We start from the raw sequence: 15,627 nt of genomic DNA, 5'->3' as shown, positions 1-15,627 counted from the left end.
TATGCCACGCCGAAGCTACGACCAGTACTGCGCCGCCGCCCGCGCTCTCGACGTCGTCGGGGACCGCTGGACGCTCCTGATCGTCCGCGAACTCCTCGCCGGGCCGCGCCGCTACACCGATCTCCACGCCGACCTGCCCGGGGTCAGCACGGACATGCTGGCCGCCCGGTTGCGGGACATGGAGCGGGACGGGGTCGCCGCGCGGCGGAAGCTGGGGCCGCCGGTCTCCGCGTACGTGTACGAACTCACGGCGCGTGGACGGGAGTTGCTGCCAGTGCTGCAGGCGCTGGGGGAGTGGGGGGCGCCGGTGCTCGGGGAGCGGCGGGCGACCGATGCGGTGCGGGCGCACTGGCTGGCCCTGCCCGTGCTGCGCGAGCTGGCCGGTCTCTCCGCACCCGGGGTCGTCGAAGTGCGGGTCGACGAGGGGGAGTTCTGGGTGCGGGTCGGCTCGGAGCCCGGGTACGGGGAGGGGGCCTACGAGGGTGGGGAGCCGGATGTGCGGGTGGTGCTCGATGCGGAGGTCGCCGGGGCTGTCGCGCGGGGGGAGTCCGGGCTGGTCGAGGGGGTTGCGCGGGGGCGGGTCGAGGTGACCGGGACGGGTCCGCTGGCCGCGGCGCTTGGTGTCGGGTCAAGCCCCGCCACTTCTAGCCCCTCCGGCGATTGAGGAGCGGGGCCGGGGCGGAGCCCCTGGGCGCGCCGTAGGGGCTGATGTGTGCGATCCGGGTGCGCCGCCGTCGGGGCTGGTCGCGCAGTTCCCCGCGCCCCTGGCGGGACGGGGCGCACCCGGTGTGTCAGACCCCCGGAGGCAGGCGGCGGCCGGTGCCCCGGGTCAGGGCGTAACCCCCGATACCCGCCAGCGCCGCCAGCACCGCGCCCAGCGCTGTCCACAGCCAACGACTGGTCCACCAGCCGGAGGCCCAGTCGTGGTCGTCCGTCGTGCCGGTCGTGCCGGGGACCAGGGGCGCGGACAACTGGCCGTCGACGGCCGTCGCGCCGCCCATGTCCTTCGCGGTGGCCTCGACGGACGTGGAGACGGGAAGGCCGAGATCCTCGTCGGCGAGGCCCGTGACCGTCAGGCGTACGTAGTACGTGCCGGGCAGCGGGTCATTGGCCCACGGCTCCGACCAGGCCCGCACCGTACGCAGCGTGCAGGCCAGTTCGACGCGGGCCGCGTCCGCCGCCACCGCCCGCGCCTGCATCCCGTGCATGCACGACTGGCGGCGCCGCAGCCCGTCGTACACGTCGATGCGCCAGGTCTGCGCGCCGTGCCGGGCCTGCGCCTCGGGGAGGTCGACCGTGGCCCTGACCGTCGGGCGTTCACCCTGGTCGGCGGGGAAGGACCAGTACAGGTAGTCGCCGGTGGAGGCGTTCGCCGTCGCCTTCTGGTCCTGCTCGACCGCGGTGGCCGTGCGGAAGGACGTGCCCGCCTCCGTCGGCGCCTTCTTCGCGCTCTCGTCGTCGTCGGCGACGGCGGCACCCGAGAAGGTGGTCAGCGCCGTCAGGGCCAGTGCCGCGGCCGCGAAGAACTGCCGAGTACGTCGTGTACGTCGCATCAGTTGGTCCTCCAGACGGCGACACGCCAGCGCGAGATCCAGCCCCACAGCACACCCGCGAGGAAGCCCACCACGACGAGCGCGGCGAGCAGCCACCAGCCGTGGCCGAGGCCGAACGCCGCCACGTCGGACGCCTCGTCCGGGCCGTCCACGACGTCGACGGTCAGCTCGACCGGCAGGCCGGGCGTCGTCTTCACGGACGCGGGCGCGGAGTAGGAGTGGGAGACCTGGAGGCAGACGGTCTCGGCGCCGTCCTCCTCGCGGTCGGCCTTCGGGTAGCGCAGGCCCGTCGAGATGACGTCGGTGCGCCCGTCGCCGGACTCCTGACCCCGTACGATCTCGCGGCCGTGCGTCGTGACGGCGCGGAGGAGCACCCCGTAGTCACGGTTGACGGCGCGGTCGGCGGCGACGCTGACCGAGGCGCGCAGTTCCTTGCCGGGCTCGACGTCCACCCGGTAGTAGCGGTGCTCGCCGAACTTCTCGCGGTCCGTGTAGAGGCCGGGCTTGAGCCGCGGAGCGCTGCCGCACTGCGCGGCGCCGTCCACGGCGACCGGCGTGACCACCGGATCGGCCGCGCGGTCCACCAACTGGCCGACACGGTCCGTCAGTTCGTCCTTGTGCCGGACGGAGGTGTACGTGCCCCCGGTCGCGTCGGCGATGCAGGAGAGCTGCGCGCGGGTCTTGGCGTCGGCGACCAGGCCGAGCGTGTCGATGGTGAGGCCGATGCCCTTCGCGGCGATCTCGCGGGCCACCTCGCACGGGTCGAGGGGCTGGCAGGTGTCCTCGCCGTCGGTGATGAGGACCATGCGGCGGGTGCCGCCCTCCTCGCCCTGGTCGAGGTCGTCGGCGGCCTTGAGCAGGGCCGGGCCGATCGGCGTCCAGCCGGTGGGACGCAGCGTCGCGACGGCCGTCTTCGCCTCGGTGCGGTCCAGCGGGCCGACCGGGTAGAGCTGGGCGGTGTCCTTGCAGCCCGTCTTCCTGTCCTCGCCCGGGTAGTTCGCGCCGAGCGTGCGTATGCCGAGCTCGACCTCCTCGGGGGTGGCGTCGAGGACCTCGTTGAACGCCTGCTTCGCCGCGGCCATCCGGGAGTCGCCGTCGATGTCGCGGGCGCGCATCGATCCGCTGACGTCCAGGACGAGTTCGACCTTGGGGGCGGGCTTGTCCGCGACGGGCTCGTCGGCGGCGGCCGCGCTGCCGACGGGGCCGAGGCCGCCCAGGGCCAGGGCGGCGAGCAAGGCGCTCGCGCCCGCCGCCAGCCGTTGTCTAGTGATCATCGGCGGATCCTATGGATCAAGGCGCAGACATGCCAAAACGAGCGTCGTGATCCCCTTCCGGCGTGGTCCGGGTCGCCCGTATAGCCTGGCGGGGTGCTCAGAGAAGTCACCGCCACCCGCTATGTGAACCCGCTCCACACCGGAGGCTCCGTGCCCGGTGTGGTCGAGGCCGATGACCTGGGCACGTACGTCCTGAAGTTCACCGGGTCCGCGCAGGGCGTGAAGGCGCTCGTCGCCGAGATCGTCGTCGGGGAGCTGGCGCGGCGTCTCGGGCTGCGCTTCCCCGAGCTGGTCCTTGCCCGCTTCGACCCCGCCGTCGCCGCCGATGAGCCGCACCAGGAGGTGCAGGATCTGCTGCGGGCCAGCGCGGGGGTCAATCTCGGGATGGACTTCCTGCCGGGCGCGGCGGACTTCACGCCGGACGTCGCGGAGGTGTTCCCCGTCGACGCGCTGGAAGCCGGGCGGATCGTCTGGCTCGACGCGCTGACCGTGAACGTCGACCGTACGGTGCACAGTTCGAATCTGATGGTGTGGCCGACGTCCGGTGTGGTCCGGCCGCGGCTGTGGCTCATCGACCACGGGGCCGCGCTGGTCTTCCACCACCGCTGGGACGGGGCCGATCCCGGGAAGGCGTACGACTTCCGTCATCACGCGCTGGGTGGGTACGGGCCGGACACGCGGGCCGCCGATGCGGAGTTGGCGCCGCGGGTGACGGAGGAGTTGCTGCGGGAGGTGCTCGCGCTCGTCCCGGACGCGTGGCTCACGGATTTCGCCACGCCGGACGAGGCGCGGGGGGCGTACGTCGCGTACCTGCTCGCCCGGGCGCGGGCCTCGGCGGCGTGGTTGCCGACGGAGTTTCCGTCCCGGGGGGAGCTGGCGGCGGCGGATGCGCGGCGCGCGGCCGCTGTGGAGAAGGGGCGGCCCGCGTGGTTGAAGCGGGTTCCGGACCTGCACGGAAAGCCTCCGGCGGAGCAGGACTGGTCGATCCACCTGAGCTGACACCTGCGGGCCGGTGGGGGGTGCTCGCGCAGTTCCCCGCGCCCCTGAAAGGCTTGCGGCTTCGCCGCGCCTTCCTTTGAGTTTGTCTGCGGGCCGGTGGGGGCTGGTCGCGCAGTTCCCCGCGCCCCTGGAAGGCAGCGGCTACGCCGCGCCTTTCCCCGACGTTTGTCTGCGGGTCGGTGGGGGTTGGTCGCGCAGTTCCCCGCGCCCCTGGAAGGCAGCGGCTACGCCGCGCCTTCCCCCATGGGGCGCCCCCCAGTACCGCGCCCCTTCCCCCATGGGGCGCCCCCCAGTACCGCGCCCCTTCCCCCATGGGGCGCCCCCTCAGTACCGCGCCCGTTCCTCCACGGGGCGCCCCCCAGTACCGCGCCCCTTCCCCACGGGGCGCGCCCCCACGTACCGCGCCCCTGAGATGGCGCACGTAGTGCGCGTCTCAGGGGCGCGGGGAACTGCGCGAGCAACCACGACGCGAGCCGCGGTCGACAACGGGCGGGGCAGGTTTCAGCCGAGCTGTTCGTACGCCGGCAGCGTGAGGAAGTCCGCGTAGTCCGCGTCCAGGGAGACCTGGAGCAGCAGGTCGTGGGCCTGCTGCCACTTGCCGGCCGCGAAGGCCTCCTCACCGATCTCCGCGCGGATGGCGCTCAGCTCCGCCGCGGCGACCTCACGAGCCAGCTCAGCGGTGGCCCCCCGCCCGTCGTCGAAGACGACCCCCGCATTGATCCACTGCCAGATCTGCGACCGCGAGATCTCCGCCGTGGCCGCGTCCTCCATCAGGTTGAAGATGGCGACGGCCCCGAGCCCGCGCAGCCACGCCTCGATGTACCGGATCCCGACCTGGACGGCGTTGACGAGACCGTCGTACGTGGGCTTCGCGTCGAGCGAGTCGATGGCGATCAGGTCGCCGGGGGCGACGCTCACGTCCTCGCGGAGGCGGTCCTTCTGGTTCGGCTTCTCGCCGAGGACCTTGTCGAAGGACTCCATGGCGATGGGGACCAGGTCCGGGTGCGCGACCCAGGAGCCGTCGAACCCGTCGCCCGCCTCGCGGTCCTTGTCGGCGCGGACCTTCTCGAAGGCGACCTTGTTGACCTCGGCGTCCTTGCGGGACGGGATGAACGCCGCCATGCCGCCGATCGCGTGCGCGCCGCGCTTGTGGCAGGTGCGGACGAGGAGTTCGGTGTACGCCCGCATGAACGGGGCGGTCATCGTCACGAGGTTGCGGTCCGGCAGGACGAACTTCTGGCCGCCGTCGCGGAAGTTCTTCACGATGGAGAAGAGGTAGTCCCAGCGCCCGGCGTTGAGCCCGCTCGCGTGGTCGCGCAGCTCGTAGAGGATCTCCTCCATCTCGTACGCGGCGGTGATCGTCTCGATGAGGACGGTGGCGCGGACGGTGCCCCGCGGGATGCCGACGTAGTCCTGGGCGAAGACGAAGATCTCGTTCCAGAGGCGGGCCTCCAGGTACGACTCGGTCTTCGGCAGGTAGAAGTACGGGCCCTTGCCGAGCTCGATGAGGCGCTTGGCGTTGTGGAAGAAGTAGAGGCCGAAGTCGACGAGGGCGCCGGGGACGGCCTTGCCGTCGGTGTCCACCAGGTGGCGCTCGTTCAGGTGCCAGCCGCGCGGGCGCATGACGACCGTCGCCAGCTCCCCGGCGGGCTTGAGGGCGTAGGACTTGCCGGTGCGCTCGTCGGTGAAGTCGATGGAGCGGGTGTAGGCGGCGGTGAGGTTGAGCTGGCCGCCGATCACGTTCTCCCAGGTCGGGGCCGAGGCGTCCTCGAAGTCGGCGAGCCAGACCTTCGCGCCGGAGTTGAGCGCGTTGATCGTCATCTTGCGGTCGGTGGGGCCGGTGATCTCGACACGGCGGTCGTTCAGCGCGGCCGGAGCGGGGGCCACCTTCCAGGAGTCGTCCGCGCGGATCGCGGCGGTCTCCGGGCGGAAGTCGAGCGTGGAGGTGCGGGCGATCTCGGCGCGGCGCTCGGCGCGGCGGGCGAGGAGCTCGTCACGCCGGGGCGTGAACAGCCGGTGCAGCTCGCCCAGGAAGGCGAGAGCCGCGTCGGTGAGCACCTCGTCCTGCCGGGGCAGGGGCGCGGCGTCGACGATGGCCAGCGGGGACGGCGCTGGTGCGGACATGAGGCTGTCACTTCCTTCAGCGAGCGGCGGCGCGCGGCGGCACGGAGTGCCGGGGCGCCTGGATACGGCTGCTGGCCCCGGTTCCCGGGGTCCGGCCCTTCTCGTCAGTGGATATTAGTTTCCTTATCGTGGAAGTTCAATCGTTTGTTGACGTCGAGATTCTCCGGATCGACAGAACGTGGCGCTGGGTGCCACCTCCCTCACTCCAGGTGGCGCAGGTCGGCCGCCGTGTCGATGTCGTACGCCTCGGCCACGTCCCCGCACTCGACCAGCTCCACCGCCGCCGCGTGCTCCTTGAGATAGGCGCGCGCCCCGCGGTCCCCGTGCGCGCTCGCCGCGATGCCCGCCCAGTGGTCGCGGCCGAACAGGACGGGGTGCCCGCGCTTCCCGTCGTACGCCGCCGCCGCGAGGGTCGCGGGGGAGCGGTACGCCGTACGGACCCGGGCCACGGCGTCCGCGCCGATGCCCGGCTGGTCCACGAGCAGGACGAGCGCGGCGGAAGCGCTCACCCCCGTGAGGGAGTCGAGGCCCACGCGCAGGGACGACCCCATGCCCTCCTCCCACGCCGGGTTGTCCACGAGCACGCACCCGTCGAGCCGGGCACGCGCGCGTACGTCGTCGGCCGCCGCTCCGAGTACCACGTGCACGGGCCCGCATCCGCCCTCGCGCACCATCCGCACCGCGTACTCCACGAGCGGCCGCCCGTGGTGGGTCAGCAGCGCCTTGGGCCGACCGCCGAGCCGCCGCCCGCCCCCTGCGGCGAGCAGCAGACCCGCCACTTCACTGGTTCCTGTGGTCGTCATGGACCCTGCATACCGCAGGTCAACGGGGCCGGAGCAAGCCCCTCTCCCGCGCGCGGGCCACGGCGGACGTCCGGGAGTCGACGCCGAGCTTCGCGTAGACGTGCACCAGATGGGACTTCACCGTGGCCTGGCTGAGGAAGAGCTGCCGGGCGATCTCGGCGTTGGACAGGCCGTCCCGCACCAGGCGGAGGACCTCCAGCTCACGCCGGGTCAGTGCCTCGGAGGGCGCCCGCAGGCGGTCCATGAGGCGCAGCGCGATCGCCGGGGCGAGCGCGGAGCGGCCGGAGGCGGCCGTGCGGACGGCGGCGGCCAGCTCCTCGGGCGGCGCGTCCTTGAGGAGGTAGCCGGTGGCGCCCGCCTCGACCGCGGCGAGAATGTCCGCGTCGGTGTCGTACGTCGTGAGGATGAGGACGCGCGGCGCCTTGTCGAGCGCCGCGATCCGCGCGGTGGCGTCGGCGCCGTGCAGGCCCGCGCCACCGAACTGCAGGTCCATCAGGACGACGTCGACCCCCTCGCCCGCCGCCAGTTCCGTCGCGAGCTCGACGGCCCGCTCCGCCGTGGCGGCCTCGGCGACGATGGCGAAGTCCGGCTCCGCGTCGAGGACGGCCCGCAGCCCGGCCCGTACGACGGGATGGTCGTCGGCGAGCAGCAGCCGGATCACGCGCCACCCCCGTCGTGGGCGGGGACCGGCAGCGTCACCGCGACCGCCGTGCCCTGCCCCGGCGCCGACTCGACGGTGAACGTGCCGCCGAGATCGCGCACCCGCGCGCGCATCGCGGGCAGCCCGAACCCGCCGCCCGCCCCCTGGGGAGCCGGGTCCGCCGGGTCGAAGCCGCTGCCGTCGTCCACCACGTCCAGGGCCACCGAGGTCTCCATGAAGCTGAGGGTGATCTCCGCACGGCGCGCGCCCGCGTGCCGCACCGTGTTGCCGAGCGCCGACTGCGCGATCCGCAACAAGGCCACCTCGTACGGGGTCGGCAGCGCGAGCGGGGTGCCGCTCGTGCGGAACCGGGCCCGCACGGCCGGGGCGGTGGCGCACAGCCGCTCAAGGGCGCCCGCCAGGGAGCCGTTGGCCAGATCGGGCGGGGTGAGGGCGCGGACGAGGCGACGGGCCTCGGCGAGGTTGTCCTGCGCGGTCGCGCGCGCCCGCTCGACATGGACGGCGGCCGGGGACGCGGCGGGCAGATCGCGCTGGGCCGCGCGCAGCAGCAACTGGATCGACGACAGTCCCTGCGCGAGGGTGTCGTGGATCTCGCGGGCGAGCCGCTCCCGCTCGGCGAGCGTGCCGGCGGTGCGCTCCGCGTCGGCGAGTTCGGCGCGGGCCGCGACCAGCTCCTCGATCAGCCTGCGCCTGCGCTCGCTCTCCCGGTACAGCGCCTGGTAGCCGAGCACGGTCGCGACGGCGACGGCGGCGCCGAGCAGCGGCCCGATGAACGCGCCGGGGTTCAGCACCCCGCCGTGCCCCACGTACGAGGCGATGGCCGCGCCCGCCGCGCACACCACCCCGGGCACGCCCCACCGCGCGGGCAGCAGATGCAGGAGCAGGAAGTAGAGCGGGAAGGCGAGCCACAGCGCGTCGGGGGAGAGGACCAGCAGAGCCGCCCACACGGCGCCGAGCGCGGCGAGCCAGCACGCGGCGCCCGCGCGCGTGCCCCGTACGACGGGGAGCAGGGCGCCCGCCGCGTACACCGCGCCCAGGACGACGGCGACCGTCACGACCGCGCCGACCGGTTCGGCGGAGCGGCCGGTCAGTCCGCGCGCGACGACCAGCGCGAGCAGCCCGGCCATCAGCAGATGCAGGCAGAGGCGCAGGACGCGCAGGACGGGGGTGAGCGAACGGGGATCCATACCGCTCCCCAGCGTACGAAGCGGACGGCTCGGGCCGGTCAACCGAAAGGTGGAAAGACGCCTCCGCCCTTCGCTCCGGGTGAAGCGTGCTGTGGCGCGATGCCCGGGCGGGGGCTCGGGCCGCAGTGTGGACGCCATGTTCGTCGCATGGAGAGACCTACGGTTCGCCAAGGGCAGATTCGCCCTGATGGGGGCCGTGATCGTACTGATCACCCTGCTCGTGGGGCTGTTGTCGGGGCTGACCGCCGGTCTGGCCCGGGACAATACGTCCGCGCTGACCGGGCTGCCCGCCGACCGCATCGCGTTCGCACGCCCGGCCGAAGGCCAGTCGGTGTCGTTCACCGGCTCCACCGTGCGGCGCGCCCAGTGGGCGGAGCTGGCGCGGCAACCGGGCGTCACGCGCGCGTGGCCGCTCGGTATCGGCACCGTCAACGCCCGGGCCGGCGCCCACAGCGCGGCCGTCTCCGCGTTCGGCGTCGAACGGGGGTCGGGTCTCGCGCCGGACGCGACGGCCCCCGGCACCGCTGTGCTGTCGCGCGGGGCGGCGGACGGGCTGGGGGTCGCGGTGGGCGACTCCCTCGCGGTGGGCGGGGCGGTGCTGAAGATCACGGCCGTGTCCGGTGACGCGTCCTACAGCCACACCCCGGTCGTCTGGACGGACCTGGGCGACTGGCAGTCCTTCGCGTCCCGCGGGGCCTCGGACGGCGGTGAGCCGTCGGCCACCGTCGTCGCCCTCGACACCGGCCCCGGCTACGACGCGGGCGCCGCCGACCGGGCCGCGGGCACCGAGACCACGAGCGTGCCGGGCGCGCTCGAAGCCATAGGGTCCTACCAGGCCGAGAACGGGTCGCTGCAGCTCATGCGCGGTTTCCTCTTCGTCATCTCGGCGCTCGTCGTCGGGGCGTTCTTCACCGTCTGGACCATCCAGCGCAGCGCGGACATCGCGGTCCTGAAGGCGCTCGGGTCGTCCACCGCGTATCTGCTGCGGGACGCGCTCGGGCAGGCGGTCGTGCTGCTCGTCGGCGGCACCGCGGCGGGGACCTTGCTCGCCGCGCTCGTCGGGGCGTTCGTGCCGGACGACGTCCCCTTCGTCCTTGACCCGCTGACCAGCGCCGGGCCCGCCGCCGTCATGGCCGTCCTCGGCGTCGCGGGCGCCGCCCTGTCCGTCCGGCGGATCACCGCCGTCGACCCCCTCACCGCCCTCGGGAGCGCGCGATGACCCTGCTGCTCGACGACATCACCCTCACCTACCCCGACGGCGACGGGCGGCTCACCGCCCTGGACCGCGTCGGCCTCGACGTGCCCGCCGGGACGACGACCGCCGTCGTCGGGCCGTCGGGATCGGGGAAGTCCAGCCTGCTCGCTGTCGCCGCGACGCTGGTCACGCCCGATCGCGGGCGGGTGGTGATCGACGGGGTCGAGGCGACGGGGCTGAGCCGGGCGGACGCGGCGCGGCTGCGGCGCCGGGCCGTCGGGATCGTCTTCCAGCAGGCCAATCTGCTGCCGTCCCTGACCGTGCTGGAGCAGCTCCAAGTGATGGCTCACCTGGACGGGCGTGGCGCTCGGGCCGCGCGAGGGGTGGCGTCCGAGCTGCTGGACGCGGTGGGGCTCGCCGGGCTTGAGCACCGGCGGCCGCATCAGCTGTCCGGGGGGCAGCGGCAGCGGGTCAATATCGCGCGGGCGCTGGTGAACGGGGGGCGGGTGTTGCTGGTCGATGAGCCCACCAGTGCGCTGGATCTCGAGCGGGGGGTTGTGGTGCTGGGGTTGCTGGCGCGGCTCACCCGGGAGCGGGGGCTTGCGACGGTGCTGGTCACGCACGACCCCGCCGGCCTCCGCTTCGCGGACCGGGTGGTCGCCATGGCGGACGGGGCTTTGCACCAGCGCCCCTGAGCGTCTGCCCCATTGCGGCCTGTTTCGAGTGCGGACTCGTCGTGGTTGCTCGCGCAGTTCCCCGCGCCCCTGAGATGCGCACTTCGTGCGCCATCTCAGGCCGGGGGAGGCTGCACGAAGTGCGCCTCCAGGGGCGCGGGGAACTGCGCGACCAGCCACGACGGCGCGGCAGCCGACGACGAGAGCAGGCGTCGCGGCGCAGCCGCAAGCCTCCAGGGGCGCGGGGAACTGCGCGACCAGCCACGGCGCAACCCGCACCCGACATGCCCGGCGATCAAGGCCTAAGCCGGTGTTGAGCCCGAGCTCGCCAGGGCCTCGGAGAGTTCCAGGGCCACCTGTTGGAGTACGGGGACGATTTTGTCCGTGGCGGCCTCCGTGACGCGCCCCGCGGGACCCGAGATGGAGATGGCCGCGGCCGTCGGCGAATCGGGCACGGGCACGGCGAGGCACCGCACCCCGATCTCCTGCTCGTTGTCATCGACGGCGTAGCCAAGGCGGCGGACCTCCTCCAGCGCATCGAGGAACCCGTCAGGCGTGGTGATCGTCTTCTCGGTCGCCGCAGGCATCCCGGTCCGCGACAGAAGCGCCCGCACCTCACCCGCCGGCGCATGCGCGAGCAACGCCTTGCCGACCCCGGTCGAGTGCGGCAGCACCCGCCGCCCGACCTCGGTGAACATCCGCATGGAGTGCTTGGACGGCACCTGGGCGACGTACACGATCTCGTCCCCGTCGAGCAGCGCCATGTTCGCCGTCTCGCCCGTCTCCTCGACGAGCCGCGCGAGATACGGCCGGGCCCACGTGCCGAGCAGCCGGGACGCGGACTCGCCGAGCCGGATGAGCCGGGGCCCGAGCGCGTACCGCCGGTTGGGCTGCTGGCGTACGTAGCCGCACGCGACCAGGGTGCGCATCAGGCGGTGGATGGTCGGCAGGGGCAGCCCGCTGCTCGCGGAGAGTTCGCTGAGGCCCACCTCGCCGCCCGCGTCGGCCATCCGCTCGAGAAGGTCGAAGGCGCGCTCCAGGGACTGGACGCCACCGCTGGGCGCGGACTTGGCTCCATCAGTGGTGCTGGCGTCGGTCGTCGGCACGGCGCGTTCCTTTCGAGGACAGGCAGGCAGTGGTGCAGCCTACCGGCGGTTTCCGGACGGGTGATCCCTTGACCTTGAAGTTCGTCGGTAGCTACATTCTGCCTACCGGAAGCGTAATTCCACTTTGTGGAAACGTCCAGAGGGTCGCCGTGGAGCCGTCAGAGGCCCGCCGGCCCTTGACGGACCGCGAACGTGAAGTGAAAACTCCTTCAACAGAACGTTGAAGTCGAGGACGAGTACGAGGAGGTCCAGGTGCCGGAAGCCGAAGCCGTGGCGGGAGCCGACGTCGAACTGGTGCTGCGCTCGACCCGCGTGGTCACCCCCGACGGTACGCGGCCCGCGTCCGTCGCCGTGGCCGCCGGAAAGATCGTCGCGGTGCTGGCGCACGACGCGGAGGTCCCGGCGGGCGCCACGCTCGAGGACTTCGGCGACCACGCGCTGCTGCCCGGCATCGTGGACACGCACGTCCACGTCAACGACCCCGGGCGCACGGAGTGGGAGGGCTTCTGGACCGCCACCCGCGCCGCCGCGGCAGGCGGCATCACGACCCTCGTCGACATGCCGCTGAACTCCCTGCCGCCGACCACCACCGTCGACAACCTGCGCACCAAGCAGGAGGTCGCCCGCGCGAAGGCGCACATCGACGTCGGCTTCTGGGGCGGCGCCCTGCCCGACAACGTCAAGGACCTGCGCCCGCTGCACGACGCCGGGGTCTTCGGCTTCAAGTGCTTCCTCTCCCCGTCCGGCGTCGACGAGTTCCCGCACCTGGACAGCGAGCGGCTGACCGCCTCCATGGCGGAGATCGCCGGCTTCGGCGGCCTCCTCATCGTGCACGCCGAGGACCCGCACGAGCTGGACGCCGCCCCGCACCACAGCGGCCCCAAGTACGACGACTACCTCGCGACCCGCCCCCGTATCTCCGAGGACACCGCGATCAAGGGGCTCATCGACACCGCGAAGCGGATCGGCGCCCGCGTCCACATCCTGCACCTGTCCTCCTCCGACGCGCTGCCGCTGATCGCCGCCGCGAAGGCCGAGGGCGTCAAGCTGACCGTCGAAACGTGCCCGCACTACCTCACGCTCACCGCCGAGGAGGTCCCGGACGGGGCGAGCGAGTTCAAGTGCTGCCCGCCGATCCGCGAGGCCGCCAACCAGGACCTGCTGTGGCAGGCGCTCGCCGACGGCACCATCGACTGCGTCGTCACCGACCACTCGCCCTCCACCGCCGACCTGAAGACCGACGACTTCGCCACCGCGTGGGGCGGCATCTCCGGGCTCCAGCTCAGCCTCTCCGCCATCTGGACCGCGGCACGCGCGCGGGGGTACTCCCTCGACGACGTGGTCCGCTGGATGTCGGCGCGCACCTCCGAGCTGGTCGGCCTCGACGACCGCAAGGGCGCCATCGCCGCGGGGCGCGACGCCGACTTCGCGGTGCTCGCCCCCGACGAGACCTTCACCGTCGACCCGGCCGCGCTCCAGCACCGCAACCGCGTCACCGCGTACGCGGGCAAGACGCTGCACGGCGTCGTCAAGTCGACCTGGCTGCGCGGGATGCGCATCGTCGCCGACGGCGAGTTCACCGCCCCGCAGGGCAAGCTGCTCGAAAGGACCAAGTAACCCGTGGCCGCATCCGTATCCTCCGAGAACTCCGCGATACCCCGCTTCACCGGTGACGCGAGCCCGTTCGGCGGCGGTGACCCCTACGCCGATTACCGCACCGCGGACTTCCCCTTCACCCGGTACGCCGACCTCGCCGCGCGCACCCTCGGCGCGGGGGTGATCGCCGCCAACGACGAGTTCTTCGCGCAGCGCGAGAACCTCCTTGTCGCCGGGCGCGCCGAGTTCGACCCGGAGCACTTCGGCCACAAGGGCAAGGTCATGGACGGCTGGGAGACCCGCCGCCGCCGGGGCACGGGCCCCGAGCACCCGTGGCCCACCGAGGACGACCACGACTGGGCGCTGATCCGGCTCGGCGCGCCCGGCGTGATCCGCGGCATCGTCGTCGACACCGCCCACTTCCGCGGCAACTACCCGCAGGCCGTCTCCGTCGAGGCGACCTCGGTCGCGGGCGCCCCGACGCCCGAGGAGCTGCTCGCCCCCGACGTGAAGTGGACGACGCTCGTCCCGCGCACGGCGGTCGGCGGCCACGCGGCCAACGGCTTCCAGGTCGACGTCGAGCAGCGCTTCACCCACCTGCGCCTCAACCAGCACCCCGACGGTGGCATCGCCCGCCTGCGCGTGTACGGCGAGGTCGTCCCGGACCCGCGGTGGCTCGCCACGCTCGGCACCTTCGACGTCGTCGCCCTCGCCAACGGCGGCCACGCCGAGGACGCCTCGAACCTCTTCTACTCGCCCGCCTCCAACACCATCCAGCCGGGTTACTCCCGCAAGATGGACGACGGCTGGGAGACCCGGCGCCGCCGCGACACCGGCAACGACTGGATCCGCTACCAGCTCGTCGCCCAGGCGCAGATCCGCGCCCTGGAGATCGACACGGCGTACCTGAAGGGGAACAGCGCCGGCTGGGCCTCGGTCTCCGTCAAGGACGGTGCCGACGGCGACTGGGTCGAGGTGCTGCCCCGCACCCGCCTCCAGCCCGACACGAACCACCGCTTCGTGCTCGACGCCCCGGCGGTCGGCACCCACGCCCGGATCGACATCTTCCCCGACGGCGGCATCTCGCGCCTGCGCCTGTTCGGCTCCCTGACGGAGCAGGGCGCCGCGCAACTGGCTGCGCGCAGCGCGGAGTTGGGCGCGTAGTACGGGCTGAGACCTGCGGGGCCGCACCGGCTTGACAGCACCGGTGCGGCCCCGCATCGCAGGCGCGTCGCTCGGTTATGCGGCGTGCCCGCCGTCCACCGCCAGTTCCGCGCCCGTGACGTACGTGGCCGCGGGCCCCGCCAGATAGGCCACGGTCCGGGCCACCTCGTCCGCCGTGCCGAACCGGCCGAGCGCCGTGGCCTCCGCCTGGGGCGACGCGTACGGCCCGTCCGCCGGGTTCATGTCGGTGTCGACGGGCCCGGGGTGCACGATGTTCGCCGTGACCCCGCGCCCGCCCAACTCCCGCGCCAGCGCCTTCGTCAGCCCGATCAGGGCCGACTTGCTCATCGCGTAGAGCGTGCCGCCCGGACCCGGCACGTACTTGGTCATGCATGTGCCGATGGTGACGATGCGCCCGCCCTCGGCGAGGACCGGCGCCGCGGCCTGCGAGGCGAGGAAGACGCCGCGCACGTTCACGGCGAGGACGCGGTCCACGTCGGCGAGGGACAGGCTCTCCAGCGGGCCGAGGACACCGACGCCGACATTGTTGACCAGCACGTCGAGCCGCCCGAGCCGCTCGACGGTCTGCGCGACCGCCCCCGCCGCCTCGTCCGCGTCCGCGGAGTCGGCGCGGACCGCGTACCCGCGCCGCCCCAGGGCCTCCACCCGCCGCACGACCTCCTCGGCCGCCTCCTTGCCCCGTACGTAGGTGATCGCGACATCGAAGCCGTCCTCCGCGAGCCGCACCGCCGTCGCCGCGCCCATGCCACGGCTGCCGCCGGTCACCAGGGCCACCTTGCTGTCCATGAACTCTCCTGAGGTCATCGGTTGTGATGACATCGAGTACAGCGGCGTACGAGGGTGAAGGCTGGCGGCAATCGGACGGTAAGTCCGGACGCGTCCGGGGACACATGTGAACACCCGGAAAACATGCGGCTGTTGCTGTTGACGTGTACCCGTCTACGCGCGTCATGCTGAGCGGCATGAAGACTCCCCCACGCTTCATCAGCGTCGCCGCACTCGCCGCCGCCCTCTTCGTCGGCGGCCCCGCCACGGTCGCGGCCCAGGCCGCGCCCGCGCCCACGACCACGACCGCCGGCTCGGCGTTCTCCGCCGCCGCGGTCGGCGACATCTGCTACTCCGACCTGCCGTCCCAGGCGCACGACACCCTGGACCTCATCGCGCAGGGCGGCCCGTTCCCGTACGACCAGGACGGCGTCGTCTTCCAGAACCGCGAGGGCATCCTGCCGTCGCACTCGACCGGGTACTACCACGAGTACACCGTCATCAC

The 15,627-nt window shown here is 73.0% G+C and carries 15 protein-coding genes; 7 read left to right on the top strand and 8 right to left on the bottom strand.

Going from position 1 to position 15,627, the window contains the following annotated elements; all coding sequences use genetic code 11:
• Position 1 precedes the first annotated feature (1 nt).
• Entirely contained in the window at positions 2 to 664 is a 663-nt protein-coding gene (locus N5I75_RS21620; RefSeq protein WP_476679597.1) for a winged helix-turn-helix transcriptional regulator, read from the top strand.
• A 127-nt stretch (positions 665 to 791) separates the two neighbouring features.
• On the opposite strand, the gene N5I75_RS21615 is transcribed toward N5I75_RS21620, so the two are convergent.
• The gene (locus tag N5I75_RS21615; RefSeq protein ID WP_476679595.1) at positions 792 to 1,553 is read right to left on the bottom strand and encodes a hypothetical protein; all 762 of its coding nucleotides are present in this window, start codon (positions 1,551 to 1,553) and stop codon (positions 792 to 794) included.
• A complete protein-coding gene (locus tag N5I75_RS21610) occupies positions 1,553 to 2,827 on the bottom strand; it encodes a VWA domain-containing protein (RefSeq protein ID WP_476679593.1) in 1,275 nt (424 codons plus the stop codon). Before N5I75_RS21610 ends, N5I75_RS21615 begins: the two co-directional genes overlap by 1 nt.
• 93 nt (positions 2,828 to 2,920) lie before the next feature.
• Here N5I75_RS21610 and N5I75_RS21605 point away from each other — a divergent pair, with 93 nt between their 5' ends.
• Positions 2,921 to 3,826, top strand: coding sequence for a HipA family kinase (locus tag N5I75_RS21605; RefSeq protein WP_476679591.1), 906 nt, complete (start codon positions 2,921 to 2,923; stop codon positions 3,824 to 3,826).
• 501 nt (positions 3,827 to 4,327) lie between these two features.
• Here N5I75_RS21605 and aceB read toward each other — a convergent pair.
• The 4 genes from aceB to N5I75_RS21585 form a co-directional block, all read right to left on the bottom strand.
• Positions 4,328 to 5,950: a malate synthase A gene (gene aceB / locus N5I75_RS21600; RefSeq protein ID WP_476679590.1), complete on the bottom strand. Its 1,623-nt coding sequence runs from the start codon at positions 5,948 to 5,950 to the stop codon at positions 4,328 to 4,330.
• 200 nt (positions 5,951 to 6,150) lie between these two features.
• Positions 6,151 to 6,753 carry a nucleotidyltransferase family protein gene (locus N5I75_RS21595; protein ID WP_476679589.1) on the bottom strand — a complete coding sequence of 201 codons (603 nt, stop codon included), beginning with the start codon at positions 6,751 to 6,753 and terminating at the stop codon, positions 6,151 to 6,153.
• Between the two features lie 19 nt (positions 6,754 to 6,772).
• The gene (locus N5I75_RS21590) at positions 6,773 to 7,414 is read right to left on the bottom strand and encodes a response regulator (protein WP_476679588.1); all 642 of its coding nucleotides are present in this window, start codon (positions 7,412 to 7,414) and stop codon (positions 6,773 to 6,775) included.
• Positions 7,411 to 8,601 (bottom strand): sensor histidine kinase, encoded by a 1,191-nt coding sequence (locus N5I75_RS21585; RefSeq protein WP_476679587.1) that lies wholly within the window; start codon positions 8,599 to 8,601, stop codon positions 7,411 to 7,413. Before N5I75_RS21585 ends, N5I75_RS21590 begins: the two co-directional genes overlap by 4 nt.
• 136 nt (positions 8,602 to 8,737) lie before the next feature.
• On the opposite strand from N5I75_RS21585, the gene N5I75_RS21580 reads away from it, so the two are divergent.
• Positions 8,738 to 9,820: an ABC transporter permease gene (locus N5I75_RS21580; RefSeq protein WP_476679586.1), complete on the top strand. Its 1,083-nt coding sequence runs from the start codon at positions 8,738 to 8,740 to the stop codon at positions 9,818 to 9,820.
• Complete coding sequence (locus N5I75_RS21575) at positions 9,817 to 10,491, top strand: ABC transporter ATP-binding protein (protein ID WP_476679585.1); 675 nt, start codon at positions 9,817 to 9,819, stop codon at positions 10,489 to 10,491. The genes N5I75_RS21580 and N5I75_RS21575 overlap by 4 nt, the downstream gene beginning before the upstream one ends.
• A gap of 281 nt (positions 10,492 to 10,772) precedes the next feature.
• Here N5I75_RS21575 and N5I75_RS21570 read toward each other — a convergent pair whose 3' ends face one another.
• Positions 10,773 to 11,576 (bottom strand): IclR family transcriptional regulator, encoded by an 804-nt coding sequence (locus N5I75_RS21570; RefSeq protein ID WP_476679584.1) that lies wholly within the window; start codon positions 11,574 to 11,576, stop codon positions 10,773 to 10,775.
• Positions 11,577 to 11,828: 252 nt separating this feature from the next.
• Here N5I75_RS21570 and allB point away from each other — a divergent pair, with 252 nt between their 5' ends.
• The gene (allB, locus tag N5I75_RS21565) at positions 11,829 to 13,193 is read left to right on the top strand and encodes an allantoinase AllB (RefSeq protein WP_476679583.1); all 1,365 of its coding nucleotides are present in this window, start codon (positions 11,829 to 11,831) and stop codon (positions 13,191 to 13,193) included.
• A gap of 3 nt (positions 13,194 to 13,196) precedes the next feature.
• Positions 13,197 to 14,336 carry an allantoicase gene (gene alc, locus N5I75_RS21560; RefSeq protein ID WP_476679582.1) on the top strand — a complete coding sequence of 380 codons (1,140 nt, stop codon included), beginning with the start codon at positions 13,197 to 13,199 and terminating at the stop codon, positions 14,334 to 14,336.
• Between the two features lie 75 nt (positions 14,337 to 14,411).
• Here the strand turns inward: alc and N5I75_RS21555 are convergent, their stop codons facing one another.
• Positions 14,412 to 15,143: an SDR family oxidoreductase gene (locus N5I75_RS21555; RefSeq protein ID WP_476679581.1), complete on the bottom strand. Its 732-nt coding sequence runs from the start codon at positions 15,141 to 15,143 to the stop codon at positions 14,412 to 14,414.
• A gap of 176 nt (positions 15,144 to 15,319) precedes the next feature.
• On the opposite strand from N5I75_RS21555, the gene N5I75_RS21550 reads away from it, so the two are divergent.
• Positions 15,320 to 15,627, top strand: a 308-nt coding sequence (locus tag N5I75_RS21550; RefSeq protein ID WP_476679580.1) for a ribonuclease domain-containing protein, incomplete at its 3' end; no start/stop codon positions are given.

This window comes from Streptomyces sp. R818, assembly GCF_056172735.1.
This window is presented reverse-complemented; position numbering and strand designations above follow the sequence as displayed.

Coding starts and splice junctions, on each gene's coding strand:
- N5I75_RS21620 (WP_476679597.1), top strand. CDS start 2: ATGCCACGCCGAAGCTACGACCAGTACTGCGCCGCCGCCCGCGCTCTC.
- N5I75_RS21615 (WP_476679595.1), bottom strand. CDS start 1,553: ATGCGACGTACACGACGTACTCGGCAGTTCTTCGCGGCCGCGGCACTG.
- N5I75_RS21610 (WP_476679593.1), bottom strand. CDS start 2,827: ATGATCACTAGACAACGGCTGGCGGCGGGCGCGAGCGCCTTGCTCGCC.
- aceB (WP_476679590.1), bottom strand. CDS start 5,950: ATGTCCGCACCAGCGCCGTCCCCGCTGGCCATCGTCGACGCCGCGCCC.
- N5I75_RS21595 (WP_476679589.1), bottom strand. CDS start 6,753: ATGACGACCACAGGAACCAGTGAAGTGGCGGGTCTGCTGCTCGCCGCA.
- N5I75_RS21585 (WP_476679587.1), bottom strand. CDS start 8,601: ATGGATCCCCGTTCGCTCACCCCCGTCCTGCGCGTCCTGCGCCTCTGC.
- N5I75_RS21580 (WP_476679586.1), top strand. CDS start 8,738: ATGTTCGTCGCATGGAGAGACCTACGGTTCGCCAAGGGCAGATTCGCC.
- N5I75_RS21575 (WP_476679585.1), top strand. CDS start 9,817: ATGACCCTGCTGCTCGACGACATCACCCTCACCTACCCCGACGGCGAC.
- N5I75_RS21555 (WP_476679581.1), bottom strand. CDS start 15,143: ATGGACAGCAAGGTGGCCCTGGTGACCGGCGGCAGCCGTGGCATGGGC.